19 protein-coding genes are annotated in these 20,941 nt (G+C 66.7%); 15 read left to right on the forward strand and 4 right to left on the reverse strand.

Translation table 11 applies throughout. From position 1 onward, the window contains the following. Positions 1-23 precede the first annotated feature (23 nt). Entirely contained in the window at positions 24-1,364 is a 1,341-nt protein-coding gene (locus AC56LU_RS02065) for an MFS transporter (protein ID WP_497173929.1), read from the reverse strand. 181 nt (positions 1,365-1,545) lie between these two features. Here AC56LU_RS02065 and cyoA point away from each other — a divergent pair, with 181 nt between their 5' ends. From cyoA to AC56LU_RS02110, 9 genes are read left to right on the forward strand one after another with little or no spacing between them, the layout of a single operon-like run. Further along, entirely contained in the window at positions 1,546-2,598 is a 1,053-nt protein-coding gene (cyoA, locus tag AC56LU_RS02070; RefSeq protein ID WP_497173930.1) for a ubiquinol oxidase subunit II, read from the forward strand. Positions 2,599-2,600: 2 nt separating this feature from the next. After that, a complete protein-coding gene (cyoB, locus tag AC56LU_RS02075; protein ID WP_497173931.1) occupies positions 2,601-4,604 on the forward strand; it encodes a cytochrome o ubiquinol oxidase subunit I in 2,004 nt (667 codons plus the stop codon). After that, positions 4,597-5,235 carry a cytochrome o ubiquinol oxidase subunit III gene (gene cyoC, locus AC56LU_RS02080; protein ID WP_497173932.1) on the forward strand — a complete coding sequence of 213 codons (639 nt, stop codon included), beginning with the start codon at positions 4,597-4,599 and terminating at the stop codon, positions 5,233-5,235. The genes cyoB and cyoC overlap by 8 nt, the downstream gene beginning before the upstream one ends. Beyond that, entirely contained in the window at positions 5,232-5,633 is a 402-nt protein-coding gene (gene cyoD, locus AC56LU_RS02085; RefSeq protein WP_497173933.1) for a cytochrome o ubiquinol oxidase subunit IV, read from the forward strand. The genes cyoC and cyoD overlap by 4 nt, the downstream gene beginning before the upstream one ends. A 20-nt stretch (positions 5,634-5,653) precedes the next feature. Beyond that, positions 5,654-6,478, forward strand: a complete 825-nt coding sequence (locus AC56LU_RS02090; protein ID WP_497173934.1) for an SURF1 family protein — start codon at positions 5,654-5,656, stop codon at positions 6,476-6,478. A 15-nt stretch (positions 6,479-6,493) separates the two neighbouring features. Further along, positions 6,494-7,834, forward strand: a complete 1,341-nt coding sequence (locus AC56LU_RS02095) for an ATP-binding protein (protein ID WP_497173935.1) — start codon at positions 6,494-6,496, stop codon at positions 7,832-7,834. After that, a complete protein-coding gene (locus tag AC56LU_RS02100) occupies positions 7,831-8,385 on the forward strand; it encodes a response regulator transcription factor (protein ID WP_497173936.1) in 555 nt (184 codons plus the stop codon). Before AC56LU_RS02095 ends, AC56LU_RS02100 begins: the two co-directional genes overlap by 4 nt. 11 nt (positions 8,386-8,396) lie before the next feature. After that, positions 8,397-8,792 carry a c-type cytochrome gene (locus tag AC56LU_RS02105; RefSeq protein ID WP_497173937.1) on the forward strand — a complete coding sequence of 132 codons (396 nt, stop codon included), beginning with the start codon at positions 8,397-8,399 and terminating at the stop codon, positions 8,790-8,792. Between the two features lie 4 nt (positions 8,793-8,796). After that, positions 8,797-9,453 (forward strand): MOSC domain-containing protein, encoded by a 657-nt coding sequence (locus AC56LU_RS02110; RefSeq protein WP_497173938.1) that lies wholly within the window; start codon positions 8,797-8,799, stop codon positions 9,451-9,453. 5 nt (positions 9,454-9,458) lie between these two features. On the opposite strand, the gene AC56LU_RS02115 is transcribed toward AC56LU_RS02110, so the two are convergent. Both AC56LU_RS02115 and AC56LU_RS02120 read right to left on the reverse strand, forming a co-directional pair. Further along, positions 9,459-10,346 (reverse strand): RNA polymerase sigma-70 factor, encoded by an 888-nt coding sequence (locus AC56LU_RS02115; protein ID WP_497173939.1) that lies wholly within the window; start codon positions 10,344-10,346, stop codon positions 9,459-9,461. Positions 10,347-10,375: 29 nt separating this feature from the next. Continuing rightward, positions 10,376-10,840, reverse strand: coding sequence for a carboxymuconolactone decarboxylase family protein (locus tag AC56LU_RS02120; RefSeq protein WP_497173940.1), 465 nt, complete (start codon positions 10,838-10,840; stop codon positions 10,376-10,378). Positions 10,841-11,062: 222 nt separating this feature from the next. Between AC56LU_RS02120 and AC56LU_RS02125 the strand changes: the two genes are divergently transcribed. The 5 genes from AC56LU_RS02125 to AC56LU_RS02145 all read left to right on the forward strand — a co-directional run bounded on the left by AC56LU_RS02125 (position 11,063) and on the right by AC56LU_RS02145 (position 17,365). Beyond that, positions 11,063-11,500: an acetyltransferase gene (locus AC56LU_RS02125; RefSeq protein WP_497173941.1), complete on the forward strand. Its 438-nt coding sequence runs from the start codon at positions 11,063-11,065 to the stop codon at positions 11,498-11,500. 312 nt (positions 11,501-11,812) lie between these two features. Continuing rightward, positions 11,813-12,922 carry a hypothetical protein gene (locus AC56LU_RS02130; protein ID WP_497173942.1) on the forward strand — a complete coding sequence of 370 codons (1,110 nt, stop codon included), beginning with the start codon at positions 11,813-11,815 and terminating at the stop codon, positions 12,920-12,922. Then, on the forward strand, positions 12,915-14,138 hold the full coding sequence (locus AC56LU_RS02135) for a cation:proton antiporter domain-containing protein (RefSeq protein ID WP_497173943.1): 1,224 nt from the start codon (positions 12,915-12,917) through the stop codon (positions 14,136-14,138). Before AC56LU_RS02130 ends, AC56LU_RS02135 begins: the two co-directional genes overlap by 8 nt. Continuing rightward, positions 14,135-15,310: a YbdK family carboxylate-amine ligase gene (locus tag AC56LU_RS02140; RefSeq protein WP_497173944.1), complete on the forward strand. Its 1,176-nt coding sequence runs from the start codon at positions 14,135-14,137 to the stop codon at positions 15,308-15,310. Before AC56LU_RS02135 ends, AC56LU_RS02140 begins: the two co-directional genes overlap by 4 nt. A 126-nt stretch (positions 15,311-15,436) precedes the next feature. Next, the gene (locus AC56LU_RS02145; protein ID WP_497173945.1) at positions 15,437-17,365 is read left to right on the forward strand and encodes a PAS domain-containing hybrid sensor histidine kinase/response regulator; all 1,929 of its coding nucleotides are present in this window, start codon (positions 15,437-15,439) and stop codon (positions 17,363-17,365) included. Positions 17,366-17,380: 15 nt separating this feature from the next. Here the strand turns inward: AC56LU_RS02145 and AC56LU_RS02150 are convergent, their stop codons facing one another. Further along, a complete protein-coding gene (locus AC56LU_RS02150) occupies positions 17,381-17,869 on the reverse strand; it encodes a MarR family winged helix-turn-helix transcriptional regulator (RefSeq protein WP_497173946.1) in 489 nt (162 codons plus the stop codon). Between the two features lie 114 nt (positions 17,870-17,983). On the opposite strand from AC56LU_RS02150, the gene AC56LU_RS02155 reads away from it, so the two are divergent. Continuing rightward, a complete protein-coding gene (locus AC56LU_RS02155) occupies positions 17,984-20,806 on the forward strand; it encodes a bifunctional diguanylate cyclase/phosphodiesterase (RefSeq protein WP_497173947.1) in 2,823 nt (940 codons plus the stop codon). The last annotated feature ends 135 nt before the right edge of the window (positions 20,807-20,941 follow it).

The following is a 20,941-nucleotide window of genomic DNA, read 5'->3' on the forward strand; positions in this document are numbered from 1 at the left end:
GTCGTTTGCGGACGAAGGTCTGCTCAGTCGCGGATTTCCAGCGCGCGGTTCAGGCTCAGCGCCGCCAGCGAACCGACCGCACCCGACAGCAGGTACAGGCTGACGTAGCCGAGGCCGAAGTGGGCCGACAGTCCCAGTGCGACCAGCGGGGCGAAGGCCGCGCCAACCAGCCAGGCCAGGTCCGAGGTCAAGGCCGCGCCGGTGTAGCGGTACTGCTGCTTGAAGTTGGCGGTGACGGCGCCGGCAGCCTGGCCATACGACAGGCCCAGCAGGGCGAAGCCGACCAGGATGAAGGTGTTCTGGCCGGTGATGCCGCCGTCCATCAGCGAGGGCACGGCGAGCGAGAACAGGCCGATCAGGACGGCCAGGGTGCCGAGGGTGGTGCGGCGGCCGAGGCGGTCGGCGATCAGGCCGGAGGCCAGGATGCCCAGCACCGCGACGCCGGCGCCCCACATCTGGACGTGCAGGAACTCGTCCATCGGGCGGGTATCGTAGAGCTGGATCCAGGACAGTGGGAACACGGTCACCAGATGGAACAGCGCGTAGCTGGCCAGCGCGGCGAGGGCGCCGATGGCAATGTTGCTGCCTTGCGACTTGACCAGCTCGCCGACCGGGGCCGGGTCGAGTTCATGCGCATCGAGCAGGCGCGAGTACTCGCTGGTCGACACCAGGCGCAGCCTGGCGAACAGGGCCACGACGTTGATGGTGAAGGCGCAGAAGAACGGATAGCGCCAGCCCCAGACCAGGAAGTCGTCCTGCGACAGGTTGGTCAGCAGGTAGGCGAACAGGCCGGCGGCGATCAGGAAGCCGACCGGGGCAGCCAGCTGGCCCAGCATGGCGTACCAGCCGCGCTTGCCCTCCGGCGCGCTCAGCGCCAGCAGCGAAGGCAGGCCGTCCCAGGAGCCGCCCTGGGCGATGCCCTGGCCGATGCGCATCAGGGACAGGATCACCACGGCCGCCATCCCGATCCTGTCATAGGAAGGCAGGAAGGAAATCACGACGGTGCAGGTGCCCATCATGAGGAGGGCGATGGTCAGCTTGATTTCGCGGCTGAAGCGCGTCTGCAGCCACATGAACACCACGGTGCCGAGCGGGCGCGCGATGAATGCGAACGAAAAAACGATAAACGAGTACAGTGTCGCTTCGAGCCGGTCAGCCCACGGGAAAAAAACCGCGGGAAACACTAATACTGAAGCAATCGCATAGACGAAGAATTCGAAATATTCGGAGGCGCGGCCAATGACCACGCCTACGGCAATTTCTCCCGGGTGGATCTCGCCGTCCCGGGCGTTGATGTTACGAGCCCCGCTGGTAGGGTGGCTGATGGGAGCGGCACCTGCGCCGCCGTACGTCGTGCTTTGCATATCTTCGTCTCCTGAGGTCAGCTGGCCTCGACAGCCTGAAATCGCGCCCTTGTTCTCTTGTTGTTACGGCAGTGCCGTAATTGCAATATAGCAAGGGTGGGACAAAGTGTCCAATGGTTGCCGTAGGCCGTTGGCGTTACAGTAGCATGTTCTTATTCCCATGTAACGTTAGATACCTAGCATGATTCCTAAAATTGTCCGCCGCGGACTCCCATTACTTCTGCTTGCACTGCTGTCTGGCTGCAACACAGTCGTGATGAATCCCACCGGCGATATTGCAAAGCAGCAGGCGGATCTGATCACGATCTCGGTCCTGCTGATGTTGATCATCATCGTCCCGGTGATGATCCTGACGGTCCTGTTCGCCTGGCGTTACCGCAAGAACGCCAATGCGAAATACGAGCCGGACTGGGACCACTCGACCAAGCTCGAGCTCGTGATCTGGGGCGCTCCGCTCCTGATCATCATTGTGCTCGGCCTGATCACCTGGGTCTCGACCCACAAGCTGGACCCGTACCGTCCGCTCGACCGCATCGATGAACACCGCCCGATCCCGGCCTCCACCAAGCCGCTCGAAGTGCAGGTCGTCGCGCTCGACTGGAAGTGGCTGTTCATCTATCCGGAGCAGGGCATCGCCTCGGTCAATGAGCTGGTGACGCCGATCGACACCCCGATCCGTTTCAAGATCACGTCGTCGACCGTGATGAACACCTTCTATATCCCGACGCTGGCCGGCATGATCTACGCCATGCCTGGCATGGAGACGACCCTGAACGCGGTGCTGAACAAGACCGGCGACTACAAGGGTTTGTCCGCCAACTTCAGCGGCGAAGGTTTCTCGCACATGGGCTTTGCCTACAAGGGCGTGAGCGCGGGCGACTTCGACGCCTGGGTCCAGAAGATGAAGACCAATCCGGGCGTACTGAACCGTGCCGACTACCTGAGCCTCGAAAAGCCGTCCGTGCGCGAGCCGGTACGCTACTACGGCCAGGTGGAAACCGCGCTGTTCAACCGCATCCTGAACCGCTGCGTGGCCGAGGGCAACGTCTGCATGAACGAGCAGATGGCCCAGGATCACAAGCGCAACCAGGTCGCCGCCGCAGCCAAGCGCCTGTCGCAGCAGGGCAGTGTCGCCCAGCTGGCGGAGGCGGAGATGTGCGTGACGCCGGAAGCCGGTGGTCCGGCGCCCGGCACGCAGCTCAGCCGTACCTCTAACAATTCTGTGAAGAAGTAACCATGCAAGACTCTCTCGACCTGACGAAGCTACTCTTCGGTCGGCTCAGCTGGGACGCGATTCCGTTCCACGATCCGATCCTGCTCGCGACCTTCGCCGGCGTGATCGTCGGTGGCGGGGCCCTGGTGGCCCTGATCACCTACTTCCGCCAGTGGGGCAACCTGTGGACCAACTGGATCACCAGTATCGACCACAAGAAAATCGGCATCATGTACATGATCCTCGGGGTCATCATGCTGCTGCGCGGCTTTGCCGACGCGCTGATGATGCGCGCCCAGCAGGCATTCGCATTCGGCTCCAACCACGGCTTCCTGCCGCCGGACCACTACGACCAGATCTTCACCGCCCACGGCGTGATCATGATCTTCTTCGTGGCGATGCCGCTGGTGACGGGCCTGATGAACTACGTGGTGCCGCTGCAGATCGGCGCGCGCGACGTTGCCTTCCCGTTCCTGAACAACTTCTCGTTCTGGATGACCACGATGGGCGCGGTGCTGGTCATGGCCTCGCTGTTCGTGGGTGAATTCGCGCGTACCGGCTGGCTGGCCTATCCGCCGCTGTCGGGCATTCTCGCCAGTCCCGGGGTCGGCGTCGACTATTACATCTGGTCGCTGCAGATCGCCGGCGTCGGTACGCTGCTGTCCGGCGTGAACCTGATCGTCACCATCGTCAAGATGCGCGCGCCGGGCATGGGCCTGATGAAGATGCCGGTGTTCGTCTGGACCTCGCTGTGCACCAACATCCTGATCGTGATCACCTTCCCGATCCTGACCGCCGTGCTGGCCATGCTGGGCATGGACCGCCTGTTCGACACCGCCTTCTTCACGAACGACCGTGGCGGCAACGCGATGATGTACGTGAACCTGATCTGGATCTGGGGCCACCCGGAGGTGTACATCCTGATCCTGCCGGCCTTCGGCATCTTCTCGGAAGTCGTCTCGACCTTCTGCGGCAAGCGCCTGTTCGGCTATACCTCGATGGTCTATGCGACCTGCGTCATCATGGTCCTGTCCTACCTGGTCTGGCTGCACCACTTCTTCACCATGGGCAGCGGCGCGAGCGTCAACTCGTTCTTCGGCATCACCACGATGATCATCTCGATCCCGACCGGCGCGAAGATCTTCAACTGGCTGTTCACGATGTACCGCGGCCGCATCCGCTTCGAACTGCCGATGATGTGGACCGTGTCGTTCATGCTGACCTTCGTCATCGGCGGCATGACCGGCGTGATGCTGGCGATCCCGGCGGCCGACTTCGTGCTGCACAACTCGCTGTTCCTGATCGCCCACTTCCACAACGTGATCATCGGCGGCGTCGTGTTCGGCCTGTTCGCCGGCTTCAACTACTGGGCGCCGAAGATGTTCGGCGTGAAGCTCAACCAGTTCTGGGGCCATGTGTCGTTCTGGCTGTGGTCGATCGGTTTCTGGGTCGCCTTCACTCCGCCGTACATCCTGGGCTTCATGGGCTACACCCGCCGCGTGAGCCATTTCGAGGATGCCTCGGTCCAGTGGCTGTTCCAGATCTCGCTGGCTGGCACCCTGATGATCGCCGGCGGTATCGGCGCGCTGCTGCTGCAATGCTTCTTCACCTGGAAAGACCGTGCCAAGCTGCGCGACGTCACCGGCGATCCGTGGGATGGCCGCACCCTGGAGTGGTCGACCTCGTCGCCGCCGCCGGACTACAACTTCGCGTTCACTCCGGTGGTGCACGACAACGACACCTTCGCCGACATGAAGAAGAACGGCTACCAGCGTCCGCTGAAGGACTTCGTGCCGATCCACATGCCCAAGAACACCTGGGCCGGCTTTGGCATCTCGGTATTGTCGGCCGTGCTCGGTTTCGCGATCATCTGGCACATGTGGCTGCTGGTCGGCGTGTCCTTCGTCGTCCTGATGGCCGCGATCATCATCCACACGTTTAACTACAAGCGCGATTTCTACATCCCTGCGGAAGAAGTCGCCCGCACCGAAGAATCGCACACCCGTCTGCTGAAGAGCTATGTCTGACATTAAATCCACCATGAACGGCGGCCTGACCGCCGACGAGGTGACCGCGCGCTACATGGTGCGCGAGCACCATCCGGAGCACGGCACGCTGCTGGGCTTCTGGATCTACCTGATGAGCGATTGCCTCATCTTCGCGTCCCTGTTCGCGACCTATGCGGTGCTGGGCCGTAACTACGCCGGCGGTCCGACCGGCGCCGAGCTGTTCGACCTGACGCTGATCGCCATTAACACGGGCTTCCTGCTGCTATCGTCGATCACCTTCGGCGTCGCGATGATCTCCGCCCAGGCCAAGAAGCTGGGCGCGACCCTGCTCTGGATGGGCATCACCGGCCTGCTGGGCGTGGCCTTCCTGTCGCTGGAGCTCTATGAGTTCTACCACCTGATCCACCTGGGTGCGGGTCCGCAGCGCAGCGGCTTCCTGACCGCGTTCTTCGCGCTGGTCGGCACCCACGGCCTGCACGTGCTGTTCGGCTCGATCTGGCTGGTGACCCTGATGGTGCAGCTGGCCAAGCACGGGATCAACACCGAGAACTTCCGCCGCCTGCAGTGCCTGTCGCTGTTCTGGCACTTCCTGGACGTCGTCTGGATCGGCGTGTTCACCTTTGTCTACCTGATGGGAGTGCTGCCATGAGCGACCACATCCACCACCACGAGCACGACCACGACGGTCACACCAGCTTCGTTACGCATTATTCGATGAAGGATTACGCGATCGGCTTCGCGCTGTCGCTGGTCCTGACCGCGATCCCGTTCTGGCTCGTCATGGGCAACGTGCTGCCGTCCGAGACGACCAAGTACGTGATCATGGGCTTCGCGGCCGTCCAGTTCGTCGTGCAGATGATCTACTTCCTGCACATGAACTCGAAGTCGGAAGGCGGCTGGAACATGATGGCGCTGATCCTGACCGCGGTCCTGCTGGTCATCGTGCTGGCCGGCTCGATCTGGGTCATGGCGCACATGAACGCCAACATGATGCCGGCCATGGGTGGGGCAAGCGACACCACCCACGGCATGCACGACACGCAGTAAGCAGTAATCCGGTAGTCAACATGGAGAATCGGCGCGACCAGCCAGCGGGACCGGCCCCACATCCGCCGCGCAGCGCATTCGCGCGGCGGATGCTGGTGGCGGCGGCCCTGCTGCTGGTCGCGCTTTTTCTCGGGCTCGGCACCTGGCAGATGCTTCGCCTGCAGTGGAAGCTCGACCTGATCGCGCGCGTCGATGCGCGTGTCAACGCCGCCCCGGCGGCGGCGCCTCCCGCGGCGCGCTGGGCGCAGGTGTCCAGGGAATCCGACGAATACCGGCACGTACGCCTTGCCGGGCACTACCTCTACGACTTCACCACCCCCGTCCAGGCGCTGTCCGAACTGGGTGCCGGTTTCTGGCTGCTCACGCCTCTCTGCACCACCGAGGGCAGCATTGTCTTCATCAACCGCGGCTTCATTCCGGCCGCCGACAACAAGCCCGGCACCTATCCCTCCCGTCGCGCCGGCGCCAATCCCTGCGCCGCCGCGGGGGAGCGGGTCGAGATCACCGGCCTGCTGCGCATCAGCGAACCGGGCGGCGGCTTCCTGCGCGAGAACGACCCGGCGAACAACCGCTGGTACTCGCGCGACGTGCAGGCCCTTGCGGCTGCACGCGGCCTGGCTGGGGATGCGCCGAATGATGCTCCTGCGGTCGCACCGTTCTTCGTGGACGCCGGCAAGGGGCGGGATCCGGCCGGGGCGCCCGAGCGGGCGGTGGGCGGCCTGACCGTCGTCTCCTTCGTCAACAATCACCTCGTCTATGCCCTTACCTGGTATGCGCTGGCCCTGATGGTGCTAGGTGCATGGTGGTGGGTCGGCCGTCATGGCAGTAAAATGCGCGACGACTGACAACCCAGGGACGGCATGATCCAGAACCCCCTCGATTTCTTCGCCAAGGCGGGCCGCAGCTCGCCCCAGGCGGCCGCGGCCAACGTCGAATTCGCCGCCGGCCACAAGAACATGCTGCAGCTGATCGAGCTGCGCTGGATCGCCGTGATCGGCCAGGTGACGACCATCGCCGCGGCCATCCTGATCTTCGGCATCGATCTGCCGCTGGTGCACATGCTGCAGGTGCTGGCCTGCCTGATCGCCTTCAACGTCGCCAGTCACCTGCGCTGGCACGAGCGGCGGCCGGTGTCGAACGGCGAGATGTTCATGGCCCTGCTGGTGGACGTGGCCAGCCTGACCGTGCTCCTCTATCTCTCCGGCGGCATCACCAACCCCTTCGCTTTCCTCTACCTGCTGCAGGTGATCCTGTCGGCGGTGCTGCTGGAGGTGATGTGGACCTGGACCATCGTCCTGATCACCATCGCCTGCATGGCCGGCCTGGCCATGTATGCGCAGCCGCTGGCGCTGCCCTTCGACCATGCGCGCGGCATCTCCAGCCTGTACATCCAGGGCCTGCTGGTCTGCTTTGCGCTGAATGCCGCGCTGCTGGTGATGTTCATCTCGCGCATCTCCGACACCCTGCGCGACAAGGCCGCCCAGCTGGCGCGCTTGCGCCAGCATGCGGTGGAGGAAGAACACATCGTGCGTATGGGCCTGCTCGCCTCGGGCGCCGCGCACGAGCTGGGCACGCCGCTGGCCACGGTCTCGGTGATCCTGGGCGACTGGAAGCGCATGCCGCAGTTCCGCAACGATCCCGGCTTGCTGGAAGAGATCGCGGAGATGCAGACCCAGCTCCAGCGCTGCAAGACGATCGTCAGCGGCATCCTTCTGTCGGCCGGCGAGGCGCGCGGCGAATCGGCGGTGCGCACCACCGTGCGCAGCTTCCTCGACGGCGTGGTGACGGGCTGGCGTACCAGCCGGCAGGCGCCAGGCTTCCAGTACAATGACCGCATCCTGGAAGACCGCCCGGTCGCGTCCGACTCGGCGCTGAAGCAGACCATCGACAACCTGCTCGACAACGCGCTCGAGGCCTCGCCGGACTGGGTCGGGCTGGATGCGTGGATCGAGGACGAAACACTCCATGTTTCCGTGACCGACCGCGGTCCGGGCTTCGCGCCGGGCATGCTGGGCCAGATCGGCAAGCCCTACCAGTCCACCAAGACGCAGCCGGGTCATGGCCTGGGGCTGTTCCTGGCCGTGAACGTGGTGCGCAAGCTGGGCGGCTCGGTGACGGCGGTCAACCGGCAGGAGGGCGGGGCCCAGGTAACGCTCACGCTCCCGCTGTCGAGCATCGAACTGGAAAAGGAAGGCAGTTGACCGATCACATCGCCGAGAGCACCGAGCGCCTGTTGCTCATCATTGAAGACGACGAAGCCTTCGCCCGCACCCTGAGCCGCTCCTTCGAACGGCGCGGCTACCGCGTGCTGGTCGCCTCCAGCCAGGAGGACGCCGGCGCGCTGCTGGGCGCGCATTCGCCGCGCTACGCCGTGGTAGACCTCAAGCTCAAGGGAAACAGCTCCGGGCTGGCCTGCGTGCAACTGCTGCACGAGCACGACCCGGACATGCTGATCGTGGTGCTGACCGGGTTCGCCAGCATCGCCACTGCCGTGGAAGCGATCAAGCTGGGCGCCGTCCAGTACCTGGCCAAGCCGTCCAACACCGACGACATCGAAGCCGCCTTCGGGCACGTGGCCGGCAACACCGAGGTCGAGGTCACCAACCGCTCCACCTCGATCAAGACGCTCGAATGGGAGCGCATCCACGCGGTGCTGGCCGAGACCGACTTCAATATCTCGGAAGCGGCGCGCCGCCTCGGGCTGCACCGGCGCACCCTGGCCCGCAAGCTGGAAAAGCAGCGGGTGAAATAGGAGGGGGGGACATGCGCTTCGTGACCCTTGGCCTGGTTCTTTGTTTCGCTGCGCACGGCGCGCAGGCCGCCGATCCGATGGCGGCGGGGCGCGCCGCGTTCAAGCGCTGCGCCAACTGCCACCAGGTCGGGCCGGGGGCGCGCAGCAATTTCGGCCCGCAACTGAATGGCATCGTCGGCCGCCGCGCCGGTTCGGTGCCTGATTTCGCCTATTCGCCGGCCATGAAGCGGGCCGGCTTCGTGTGGGACGAGAAGCGCCTGGCCGCATTCCTGCGCGACCCCGACGCCGTGGTCCCCGGGAACCGCATGCGCTACTGGGGATTGATGAGCGAGCGCCAGCTGCGCGAGTTGGTGGGCTACCTGCGTTCGATGCCCGCGGCAGGCGCGCCGGCGCCGGCGCGACGCTAGGCCGATGATCGGCAAGGTGCTCGCCCTGGCGTTGCGCGCAGCGCGTACGCCGACGCCGGCGCGGGTCGACGCCGTCACCGCCCTTGCCGGGCTTGGGCTGGAGGGTGACCGCCATTGCGACGCCCGGTCGCCGCGCCAGGTGTTGCTGGCCGGCGTGTCCGCCTACGACACACTCGCGCTGCCCCCGTTCGCCCTGCGAGAAAACCTGCTGCTCGACATCGATACCGCCAGCCTGGAATCGGGCACGCTACTGCGCATCGGGCGCGACGCAGTATTCCGCCTCAGCTTCCAGTGCGAAGCCTGCGGCGACCTCGAAATCCACCGGCCCGGACTGGCGCGCACGCTAGGCCGGCGCCGCGGCGTGCTGGCCCGGGTCGTGGCGGGCGGCGTGATCGGCAGCGGCGATCCGGTCGAGGTCCTCGAGCGGCGGATGCCCGCGATGGCGGAAGACTGGCGCGACCGCGTCGTGCAGGTACTCGCTGCGACGCCGCCAGGGATGGTGCTCGAGTACGGCGACCTGGCCCGCCTGGCGGGGATCCAGTCGAGCTACTGCCGCGCGATCCCGCGCTTGCTGGCAGCACGCGGCTTGACAGGGAAGGCAGTGCCGGCACGTTCCAGCTGCGGCGCGCCGCGCTGGGACGGTGCCGGTTTGTTCGACTAGCGGCATCACGGCACTTGTGGTACCGACGCCAGCTTGTCCGGGTTGCGCATGACAAAGACCGCGACGATACGTTCGTTGTCGACGATGAAGGACTGCACCGATTCGAGTTTTCCCTGCACGTAGCGCAGCAAGCCGGGTTCGCCATTGACAAGGGCATGCCTGTAGCTCACTTGCTCCGGATGCTTGTGCTCCAGCGCCCAGAACACACCGGCAACCCGGCCCGCGCCTTCCAGGATACGCATGAAGGAGCTGACCTTGCCGCCGCCGTCGGCGACCAGTTGCACATCGTCGGACATCAGCACGCGCATGTCGGCAAGCCTGCCCTGGCTTGCCGCCTGCATGAACTTGCCCAGTACTTCCCGGTGCTTGTCCTTCGGTACGTCGAAACGCGGACGTTCCTGCCGAACCCGCGCCAATGCCCGGTGCACGAGCTGGCGGCAGGCTGGTTCGGACTTGTCGACCACCTCGGCAATCTCGGCGTAATCGGCATCGAATACCTGGCGCATCAGGAATGCCGCACGCTCTTCGGGCGACAGGCGTTCCAGGAGCCACATCATGGCAACCGACACGTCATTGGCCAGTTCAAGCGCGCTCTCCGGGGTATGCTCGTCAAGCTCCACCAGGGGTTCCGGCAACCACCAGCCGATATAGGCTTCGCGGTCGACCTTGGCCGTGCGCAGGCGGTCGATTGCCAGCCGCGTCGTCACCGTGACCAGCCACGCCTCCGGGGACACGATCTGTTCCCTTGGCGTCCCATGCCAGCGCAGCCACGCGTCTTGCACGATATCCTCGGCATCCGCGCGGATACCCAGCATGCGATAGGCGATCGAAAACAGCCTTGGACGCAGAGAATTGAATAAAGCTTCCGTTCGAGCATGGGTCCGGTCGGTCATGATGGCGCTGCTTCGTCCGGGTGTCCGGTTCAGAAGCCTGGCGCAGGCTGCTCCGGGATCTGGTTGCGCAGCGAGATGTTCAGTATGTTCCAGCCGCGAATGGCGGCGACGCCGTAGCTGAGTTCCGCAATCTCGGTCTGATTGAAGTGTTCGGACAGTTCGCGGTAAGCGGCATCGGTCGTGTCGTGCTGCGGCAGCGCGTTGAGCGCATCCGCCCAGCCGAGGGCGGCGCGCTCGCGTGCACTGAAGAACGGCGCCTCGCGCCAGCCGGCAATGGCATTCAGGTGACGCGGATCCGCTCCCTGCTTGAGCAGGAAGCGCCAGTGCATGTCGACGCACACGCCGCAGCCGTTCACTTGCGACACCCGCAGGTTGACCAGCTCGAACAGTCGCTCGCCGATCGCGCCCTGGCTCACCGACTTGGACAGGTTGATCATCGCATGCAGTGATGCCGGCGCGAGGGAGAAGAATGGAAGACGGGCAGTGTGGGACATGTTGACCTCTCATGGTAATTGAGAGCGCACCATGCGCACTCATACCCTGTTAGACGGGCGCAACCAGCATTCTGTGACAAAACGCACGAAGTTTTTGCGTCAGCCGCCCAGCTTACCGAGAACCTGCCCCAGTGCTTTCCCCATTGGTAGCACCATGCCCCGATTTTAACCATTGGATCAAGCCTTGAGGCACAATTACGTTTTAGACAAGAACGCGTCGCCATGACTCACATCCGCCTATCGACCGAATCCGATACCGCCGCGCTGGCAGAGATCTGGCGCGCCAGCGTACGCGCCACCCATGACTTCCTGTCGGAGTCCGACTTCCGCGCGATCGACACCCTGGTGGCCGAGCACTATCTGCCCGCCACGCGGGTCTGGGTGGCGCTCGACGAAGCGGGCAGGGCGCGCGGTTTCCTGGGCCTGAGCGGGTCCCATGTCGACGCGCTGTTCATCGATCCGGCCAGCCGCGGGCAAGGCATCGGCAGCAGGCTGCTGACGCACGCGCAAACCCTCGCCGGCCCCTTGACGGTGGACGTAAACGAGCAGAACATGCAGGCAGTCGGCTTCTACCGCCATGCGGGATTCGCGGCGACGGGGCGTTCGCCGCAGGACGACGCCGGCCGACCCTATCCGCTGCTCCACATGCGCCAGGAGTAATCGGGCGCCCGCGCGGCCCGGGATAAATACATTTGCACAAATTCGGTTGCCTTCGCAATACTTTTAGTCCATCATAACCGGGTGGTGCCAACCAGCAACGGCAGGGCACCCGATCAGCGATGAGGCGGTTGAGTCCGTTTCTTTTCGTCCCCCGGCTGGGGCCGGGGGACTCCCCCGCATCGTGCCGGGGGAATTTTTTCGGTGCCGCGGCCCAGCCTGCCGCGGCTGGCGCGGTCCATGTGATGCTTGCGCCTGCCGGCCCACCGCCAGGCCGAAGCTCCGGCTTCGCCCGCGCGACCCACCGGAGGAACCTTGAACGCACACTATTCTCCGACGACCGCCATGCCCCGGATCGTCATTCCCCGCATCGACATGCCGTTCTTGCCCGGCTACGCCATGGCGCCTGTCCTCGCCGGCCTGCTCGCCCTTGGCATGTTGCACGCACCCCGGGCGCAAGCTGCCGAGCGCAGGACCGCGCCGCCGGCCGTGGCCGAGTTCAGTCGCCTGAGCGGTTCTCACGCCGGCGCCTGCACGGCGGCGGTCGACCCGAGCCTGGCCGCCATGGGCACGCCCACGCTGCGCCACTGCGCGTGGAGCCAGCACCTCGAGATGCTGTACTGGCAGGACGTCCCCGCCAATCCCAACACCTGCATGCCGGCGCCCGCCATCGCCTGGCATCGCCTGGGGACCGGCGTGCGCGCCGTGCTCCGTCCGTGGAGCGCGGCCTGGAGCGGCCAGTCGCTGCTGGTCCAGACCGGCGACACCGTGCAGGCCGGCATGGTGTGGCGCCAGGAAGGCGGGCAGTGGTCGGTGGTACTGTGGCGCTGGCGGCCGTCCGCGCGCATCCCGACCCGCAACTGGCAGGCTGGCCACTGGAAGAATATCGCAGCGGCGCTGCGCGCCGTGGACGCCGCCAATCCGGCGCCAGGCCGCACGCCGCTGATGACCGCCTGGCTCGACGCCACCAACGGCAAGCCGCGCATGCTGGCTGGCGATACCTGGCGCTGGGTCAGCGAAGGCGCCTGCCTCGACCTGCGCACGACCAGCCTCGGCCAGGCGCAGATGCACCTGCCGTACTCGCGCGACGACGCGCGGCTGGAGCAGCGCAGCGCAATGCAGGTGCTGCTGGCGCGCCGCTTCCCGGCCGCCGAGTGGTTGCGCAACTTCAGCCTGATCGAGCCGGCCATTTCCGGCGACCGCACCGGCGCCAAGTTCCTCGCGGTGTGGAAAGAGGGCGCCACGGTCACCGGTCAGTTGTGGATGCCGATGCGCGGTGACGGCGGCATCGTGCGTGCCCGCCTGTCCAGCGATGTCGCCGGGGGCAGTCCCGCCGCGCTGCAGGAGGCGGCCAAGGCCCGCGCCGTCCTCACCGAACGCGAGCTGAGCAGGCTCGCCCATGCCTGGGAGGCGCGCCATGAATGAGGATCTTTCCACGCCCCTGTGGCTGCTGTCGCCGCTGGCAGTACTGGGCGCCGGCCTGATGCTGGCACTGGTGCTGGGCATGCTGCTCCAGCGCTTCAAGGTGCCCAAGCTGTACGGCGCGGTGATCGCCGGCCTGCTGCTGGGCGCCAGCGGCGGCAACCTGATCGACCGTCCGCTGCTGGCCCAGTTCCAGGAACTGCTCAACGCCGCCTCGGCGCTGGTGCTGTTCGAGGTCGGCCGCAAGATGGACCTGGCCTGGTTGCTGCGCAGCGGCCGCCAGGGCGGCAGCCTGTTGCTCGCGACCCTGGCGCGCCTGGTGGCGGTGGCGCTCACGCTGGGCCTGCTCGGCCTGCCGTGGGGCGCCGCCATCTTCATCGCCTCGATTTTGATCGCGGTGAACCCGGTGATCGTCAACTCCATGGTGGCCGACGAGAACGCGAGCGGCACCAGCACCTTCGCCACCGCCAATATGGTCGGGCTGAGCAGCCTGGTGGCGCTGCTGGTGCTGGCGGTGACCATGGCCTGGACCCGCAGCCACGGCGTCGACGCCAGCGGCAGCTTTGGCGACGAACTGCTGCGCCAGGGCGGCAAGCTGGTGCTGGGCGCGGCGATCGCGCTGCTGTCCTATGGCCTGTATGCCGCGGCGACCCGCCTGTGCAAGGTGCCGGCGACCATGCGTCCCGGCATGCTTCTGGGCGCGCTGCTGATCGACCTGGGCCTGTGCTCGATCTCGGCGGCGAGCTCGCTGCTGTCCCTGCTGTTGATGGGATTGCTGCTGCGGAATGCCGAACGGCGCGACAACGTGTTCCAGGCCCAGCTCCAGACCGCCCAGGACATCGGCTATGTGCTGCTGTTCCTGATGTCGGCCGCGCTGGTGGACCTGCAGCAGCTGGCGCAGGGCTGGGCGCTGTTTGGCGCGCTGGCCGTGTTCGCGGTGCGCATCGGCGCCACCCGCCTGGCCCTGATGCCGGCCAGCGCCTGGGACCGCACCAAGAAGCATGCGATGGCGCTGTCGATGTGCTCGCTGGTCAGCTATGGCGGCCTGGTGGTCGATACCACCCTCAACGCGTATACCGGGCTGGACCCGGAGTCCACCGCGCTGATGGGCGCGCTGCTGGCCCTGAACGTGCTGCTGGCGCCGGGCCTGACCTGGCTCGGCCTGCGCATGGCCGGCGAAACCTATCAACGAGTGAACCCTGACGGAGGCCGCGAATGAGCGCACCAATCGACAAGGACGAGGCGCAGGCCCTGGCCGCCTCCGGCAAGGGCCCGGCCTTCCTGCCCGACTTCAAGCCGTCCACCCTGGGCACCATGGGCATCGAGCTGGAGCTGATGGTGCTCGACCGGCTCACCTATGACCTGTTCCCGGCCGCGCCCGACATCCTGCGCATCCTCGACAAGCACGACAAACCCTGGGTGCACACACCCGAGATCACGACCTCGATGCTGGAGGTGGCGACCTCGATCCTGCAGTCCTTCGGCGAAGCCAGGGAACAGCTGGAACACATCCGCAGCACGGTGCAGCGCGCCGCCTTCGAGGTCGGCGCCTCGGTCTCGGGCGGCGGCGCCCATCCGTTCCAGCGCTGGAGCGAGCAACGCATCTATCCGAAGGAGCGCTATTTCGAGTCCGAGCGCAAGTACGGCTACCTGGCCAAGCTGTTCACCGTGTTCGGCATGCACGTGCACATCGGCGCCGGCAGCGCGGACGAGGCGATCCGCCTGTGCGCCTGGCTGACCCAGCGCGCGCCGCTGTTCATCGCGCTGTCGAGCAATTCGATCTGCTGGCAAGGCGAGGTGTCCGGTTTCTGCAGCTCGCGCAGCAACGTGGTCGGCGCCTTCCCGATGAGCGGGATCCAGCCGCACGAGTTCCGCAGCTGGCAGGATTTCCGCGATTATTTCGACCGCCTGGCCGGTTTCGGCATCGTCAACAGCATCAAGGATTTTTATTGGGACGTGCGCCCCAAGCCGGAATACGGCACCATCGAGCTGCGCGTGCTGGACACACCACTGCGGCCCGAATATGCGGCGGCGCTGGCCTGCTATGCGCGCGAGCTGTGCCTGGAGTTCGCCAGCCAGCCGGGCGCCTGGCCGTCCAACGGCAGCCGCGAGCTGTACACTTGGAACCGCTTCAATGCCGCCCGCGACGGCGTCGACGGCAGCTGGATCGATCCGGAAACCGGGGTGGCAACGCCGGTGGCCGAGGTCATCCGCGCCGACCTGGAGCGCCTGGCCCGGCGCTCGACCGATCCCGGATTCGGCGAAGCCTGCGTGGTGATCGAAGGGCTGATGAAGGAAGGCGGGCAGGCCGGCCTGCTGCGCCGCCACCTGGCCCTCGGGGGCGGCATGAACGACCTGGCGCGGGTCGCGAGCGAGATGTTCGAGCGCTGAGCATCCGGCAAGGGACGAATCAGCTTGTTGCATGCCAGGCAAGGCCGTACACTGCGGGATTCACGGGTGTAGCGCGATGCCGGGCATCGTGCCTTGACACCGCCCTTCCAATCAGCCGACCGACCCATGCATTCTCCCATCCCGTCCACGGTGCCCGACTTCCACGCCATTTTTGCCGCCACGGCAAGTGCTTACCTGATCCTCGATCCCGATTTCTTCATCGTGGAAGTCAACGACGCTTACCTGCTGGCGACCCAGCGCACCCGCGACGAGCTGGTGGGCGGCTACATCTTCGACGTGTTTCCGGATAATCCGGACGACCGGGAGGTCGACGGGGTGAACATCCTGGGCGCCTCGCTGGACCGGGTGCGGCGCACGGGCAAGGTCGACAATGTCGGCTTGCTGCGCTACGACATCCCGATCGCGGGCCCGGAGCATGGCCGCTTCGAGCGGCGCTACTGGAGTCCCATCAACACGCCCGTGTTCGACGCCGAGGCTCGCCTGACGCATATCATCCACCACGCCGTGGACGTCACCGCCAGGATCGCGTCCGAAATCGCCGTGCGCGAAAGCGAGCGGCGCTACCGGGCGCTGACCGGAGCCACCTCCGACGTGATCTACCGGATGACGCCGGACTGGTCGCACATGCACGAACTGGATGGCCGGGGCTTCTTGAAAGACACGGATTCCCTAGGCGAATACCACATCGAGGATTACGTCCCCACTGAAGACCAGGCGCTCGCGCGCCAGGCCATCGACGAGGCAATCCGCAACAAGACCACCTTCGCGCTCGAGCACCGCGTCCTGCGCGCCGACCGCAGCCATGGCTGGACCTATTCGCGGGCGGTGCCGCTGCTGGACCCAGCGGGCGAGATCGAGGAGTGGATCGGTTCGGCCAGCGACATCACCGAGCGCAAGCTGGCGGAACAGCAGCTCAGGGACGCCGACCGCCGCAAGGACGAATTCCTGGCGATGCTGGCGCACGAGCTGCGCAACCCCCTCGCACCGATCTGCTCGGCCGCCCAGCTGCTGCAGCTGGACAGCCTGGATATGGCACGCCGGCGGCATGCCAGCACGATCATCGCGCGCCAGGCGGCGCACATGACCGCCCTGATCGACGACCTGCTGGACGTCTCGCGCGTTACCCGAGGCCTGGTGCAGCTCGACATGCATCCGCTCGACATCAGGCAGGTGCTGGCCGACGCGGTGGAACAGGTGGCGCCCCTGGTCCAGTCGCGGCACCACCGTCTCGACATCCAGCTGGCGCCGGAGCGCATGACCGTGTCGGGAGACAAGAAGCGCCTGGTGCAGGCGGTGGCCAACCTGCTCAACAATGCGGCCAAATTCACGCCCGAGAGCGGGAATATCCGCTTGCACACCGAGGTACGCGGGGCGCAGGTCGTCATCGGCGTGCACGACGACGGCATCGGCATGGCGCCGGAAACCGTGGAACATGCGTTCGAACTGTTCATCCAGGCCGCGCGCAGTTCAGACCGCGCAACCGGTGGCCTGGGCCTGGGACTGGCGCTGGTCAAGAGCCTGGTCGAGCTGCACGGCGGGACGGCGCAGTGCGCCAGCGCCGGGTTGGGGCAGGGCAGCAGCTTCACCCTGCGCCTGCCGCTTGCCCCCGAGCACCCTGAGGGGACGGCCCCGCGCCATCCGGCAGCGTTCGAGCACGAGGGGCGCCAGGGTTTGCGCATCATGGTGGTCGACGATAATGTCGACGCCGCGACAACGCTCTGCATGCTGCTCGAGACGATCGGCCACGAGGTCGTGGTCGAACACGACGCGGCCAGCGCATTGGCGCGGGCGCGGGACGGGCGAACGCAGGTGTTCCTGCTCGATATCGGACTGCCCGACATGGATGGGCATGCCCTGGCGCAGCGTTTGCGCGCACAGCCGGACAGCGCGGGCGCGCTGCTGGTGGCCGTCTCGGGCTATGGGCAGGAAGGCGACCGGCAGCAGTCGCTCGCAAGCGGCTTCGACCATCACCTCACCAAGCCTGTCGATCTGGAACAGTTGGGCGACATCCTCGCCCGCACCGGCAAAGGCTGAGCGGGCGCGCCCCCGTCAGAGCTGGGCCAGCGGCTGGCGCCCGGCTTCCTCGTCCACGTCCAGCTGGGCAATCAGGCGGTCGAGGTTCTGTTCCAGCTGCAGCAGGGTGGCCGGATCGAGGCTGGCCAGCGCGTCGGGCAGCACCCCGGCGAAGGGCATCGGGGCCCGTTTCAGGATATCGCGCCCGGCGGGCTGGACCTGCAGCGCGACGTTGCGCCGGTCCGCGCCTTCGCGGCTGGCAGTCACGAAGCCGCGATCGACCAGCACACGCACCAGGTTGCTGGCGGTCGACTGGTGAATGTCGAGTTCGCGCGCCAGCCCGGTGGCGCCGATGCCGGGATGGCGCTCGATGACCGACAGCGCCCACAACTGGGCGCCGCCCAGGCCGGCTTCGCGCTCGACCTGGCGGAAATGGGTCTTGACTGCGTTGAAAACGATACGGAACTGTCTCAGCACGCGCAGCGGCTGCTCGTTCTCGGAGTGGGTGGCAGGATTCTCTGGCATGGCGCGATCATAGCGGAAATTCGCGTCTGTTGTTACCTGCGGGACAGGCAGGCCGGGCCTTTGCGCGTGCGAAACGTGGCGCGGAGTGCACCGGCTTTTGCTAGGATAGGCCGCATGAACCCCCGCGGCATGCATCGGCTGCTCGCCCCTCCGCTTCGACGTCGGCGCACCGTCTCGCGCGCCGCCGTGGCAACCCTGCTGGCCGGCATCGCGTTGACGTCGATCCTGTTTGGCGTGGCGCGCGAGCTTGAAGCCGACAGTGCGCGCGCCGATTTCGAGCAGCGCGCCGCCATGCGCACGGCGGCGGTCACGCGCGCGTTCGCCAACGCCGTGCACGACCTGCGCGCGCTGAACCTGCTGTTCACGGCCAGCGGCGGCGAGGTCTCGCGCGCGTCCTTCGAGGCGTTTGCCCTGCCGCTGACAGCCAGCGACGGCTACGTCCAGGCGCTCGAGTATCAGCGCTTCGTCAGCGCGGCCGAGCGTCCGGCCTTCGAGGCCGAGCGTCGCGGATTCTGGCCCGGTTTTGTCATCCGCGAGCGCGACCCTGCCGGCCGGTTGGTCGCGGCGGGCCCGCGAGCGCGCTATCTCGTCAACGACTATGTCGTGCCGGGCGCCGGCAATGCGGCCGTGATCGGCCTCGACGTCTGGTCACGGCCAGACCTGCGCTCGTATATTCAGCGGGCCATCGACACGGGCCAGCCGACCGGCAGTCCGGTGTTGCGCCTGGTCCAGGGCGACGGCGCGCTGCGCGGGATGGTGGTGGCGATGACGGTCTACCGTGCCGGCGCCAACCTCGCGAGCGTACCGGCACGGCGCGCGGCCGCGCTCGGCAACACGGTCGTGGTGATCGACGCCGGGCTACTGGTCGGCGGCAGCCTGCATGCCGCCCACCTCCTGACCGAGACCGACTATGCATTCACGCTCCACGGCCGCAGCTTCGATGGCGAGCGTGTGGCCGTGTTCAGTCATCCCGGCGCACCGGAACCCCAGGCTGCATGGGAGCGCTGGCTCGGCGGCGGCCCGGCACGGCTCACCCACAGCTTCGACGTGGCCGGTTCGCAATGGGACCTCACCGCGGTGCGCCTGGCGCGCCGGCTCGACGGCCAGGCGGGGTCGCTGTCGATCCTGGGTTACGGCTTCGTCCTGAGCCTGGCCGCCGCCGCCCTGGTCCAGCAGCGCAGCGCGCGCACGCGGCGCATCGAGTCGCTGGTGGAGCGCCGCACCGCCGACCTGGCCCTGACCGCTGGCGCACTGCGCCTGCATCAGCGCGCCATCCAGGCCGCCGCCAACCCGATCCTCCTGATCAGCGCAACCCGCCACGGCTACCCCATCGAATACGCCAACCCGGCCTGCGAACGCACGCTCGGCTACGGGCCGGGCGAACTCAACGGCAAGCCGCTGGCCACCCTGGCGCGCGCCGACAGCGACGCGCCGGGGCTGGAAGAGCTGCGCCAGGCGCTCTACGAGTGCCGCAAGGGCCACGCGCTGGTGCGCCAGGCAGCGCGCGACGGGCGCGAGCTGGTCAGCGAGGTGTACATCGCACCGGTCAAGGACGCGAACGGCGCCACCGAGCACTTCGTGGTCACCACCTACGACGTCACGGTCGCCAAGCGCTACGAGGCCGAGCTGGCGCACCGGGCGCGCTACGACACCCTCACCGGCCTGGCCAACCGCGCGCTGCTGGCCGACCGCATCGAGCGCGCCATCGCCACCGCCAACGGGATGCCGGTGTGGGCGGTCGCCTTCGACATCGACCACTTCAAGCTGGTCAACGACACCCTCGGGCGCCGCCTGGGCGACGAAGCGCTGCGCGCCATCGCGGCGCGGATCGCGGGCGCCATCCGCCAGGCCGACACTGCCGCGCGCACCGGCGGCGACGACTTCATGCTGGTACTCACCGGCTGCACCGACGAGCGCCAGGCCGCGGCCCAGGTGCAGGCGGTGCGCGATGCGGTGGCTGAGCCGCTCAAGGTCGAGGGCCACACACTGGTGTTCGGTTCGAGCGCCGGAGTGGCCGGCTATCCGACCGACGGGCAAGACCCTGAAACCCTGGTCAAGCACGCCGAGGTCGCCATGTACCGCGCCAAGCAGACCGGGCGCAACGCGGTGCAGTTCTACGCGCCGCACATGAATGCGCACGCCGTCGACCGCCTGGCCCTGGAGAGTGCGCTGCGCGGCGCGCTGCGCGACGACCAGTTCGAGCTCTACTTCCAACCCCAGGTAGACCTCGGCAGCGGGCGGGTGGTGGGCACCGAGGCCCTGATCCGCTGGCGCCACCCGCTGTTCGGCACGGTGCGCCCGGAACGCTTCATCGCGCTGGCCGAGGAGACCGGCCTGATCGTGCCGATCGGCGCCTGGGTGCTGCGCGCGGCGTGCCGCCAGAACCACGACTGGCAGCGCTCCGGGCTGGGGCCGCTGCGCATCGCCGTCAACCTGTCGGCGCGCCAGTTCTCCGAGCCCGACCTGGCGCAGATGGTGCGCGAGGTCCTCGACGAGACCGGCCTGCCCGCCGACTCGCTCGAGATCGAACTCACCGAGAGCATGATGATGGCCGATGTCGAAGCGGCGATCGACACCATGCGCTGCCTGAAGGCGATGGGCGTCAAACTGTCCATCGACGATTTCGGAACCGGCTATTCCAGCCTGGCCTACCTGAAGCGCTTCCCGGTCGACGTACTCAAGATCGACCGTTCGTTCGTGCGCGACATGGTCAGCCCGGATGGCGCCGCGATGGTCGATGCGATCATCTCGCTGGCGCACGGCCTGCGCATGCAGGTGATCGCCGAAGGCGTCGAAACCCTCGAACAGCTCGACTACCTGCGCGGTCGCGGCTGCGACGAGGTGCAGGGCCATATCTACAGCCGTCCCGAACCGGTTCAGACGGTCGAGGTGTTGCTGCGCAAGGGCAGGGTGGAGCCCAGTCCCGAGCACGCCTGAGTGCCGGCCCAGGACGGGCCCGGCGCTTGATGCGAACCCGGCCTTGTGCGCCGGTCAGCTATACTCATTGCAAACGCAAGGCGCGCGGCACCGCACGCTTCACCGGCATTCGCAGCAAGGCTTTCGCAGCAAGGA

The organism is Telluria sp. PB2R4, from assembly GCF_059685695.1.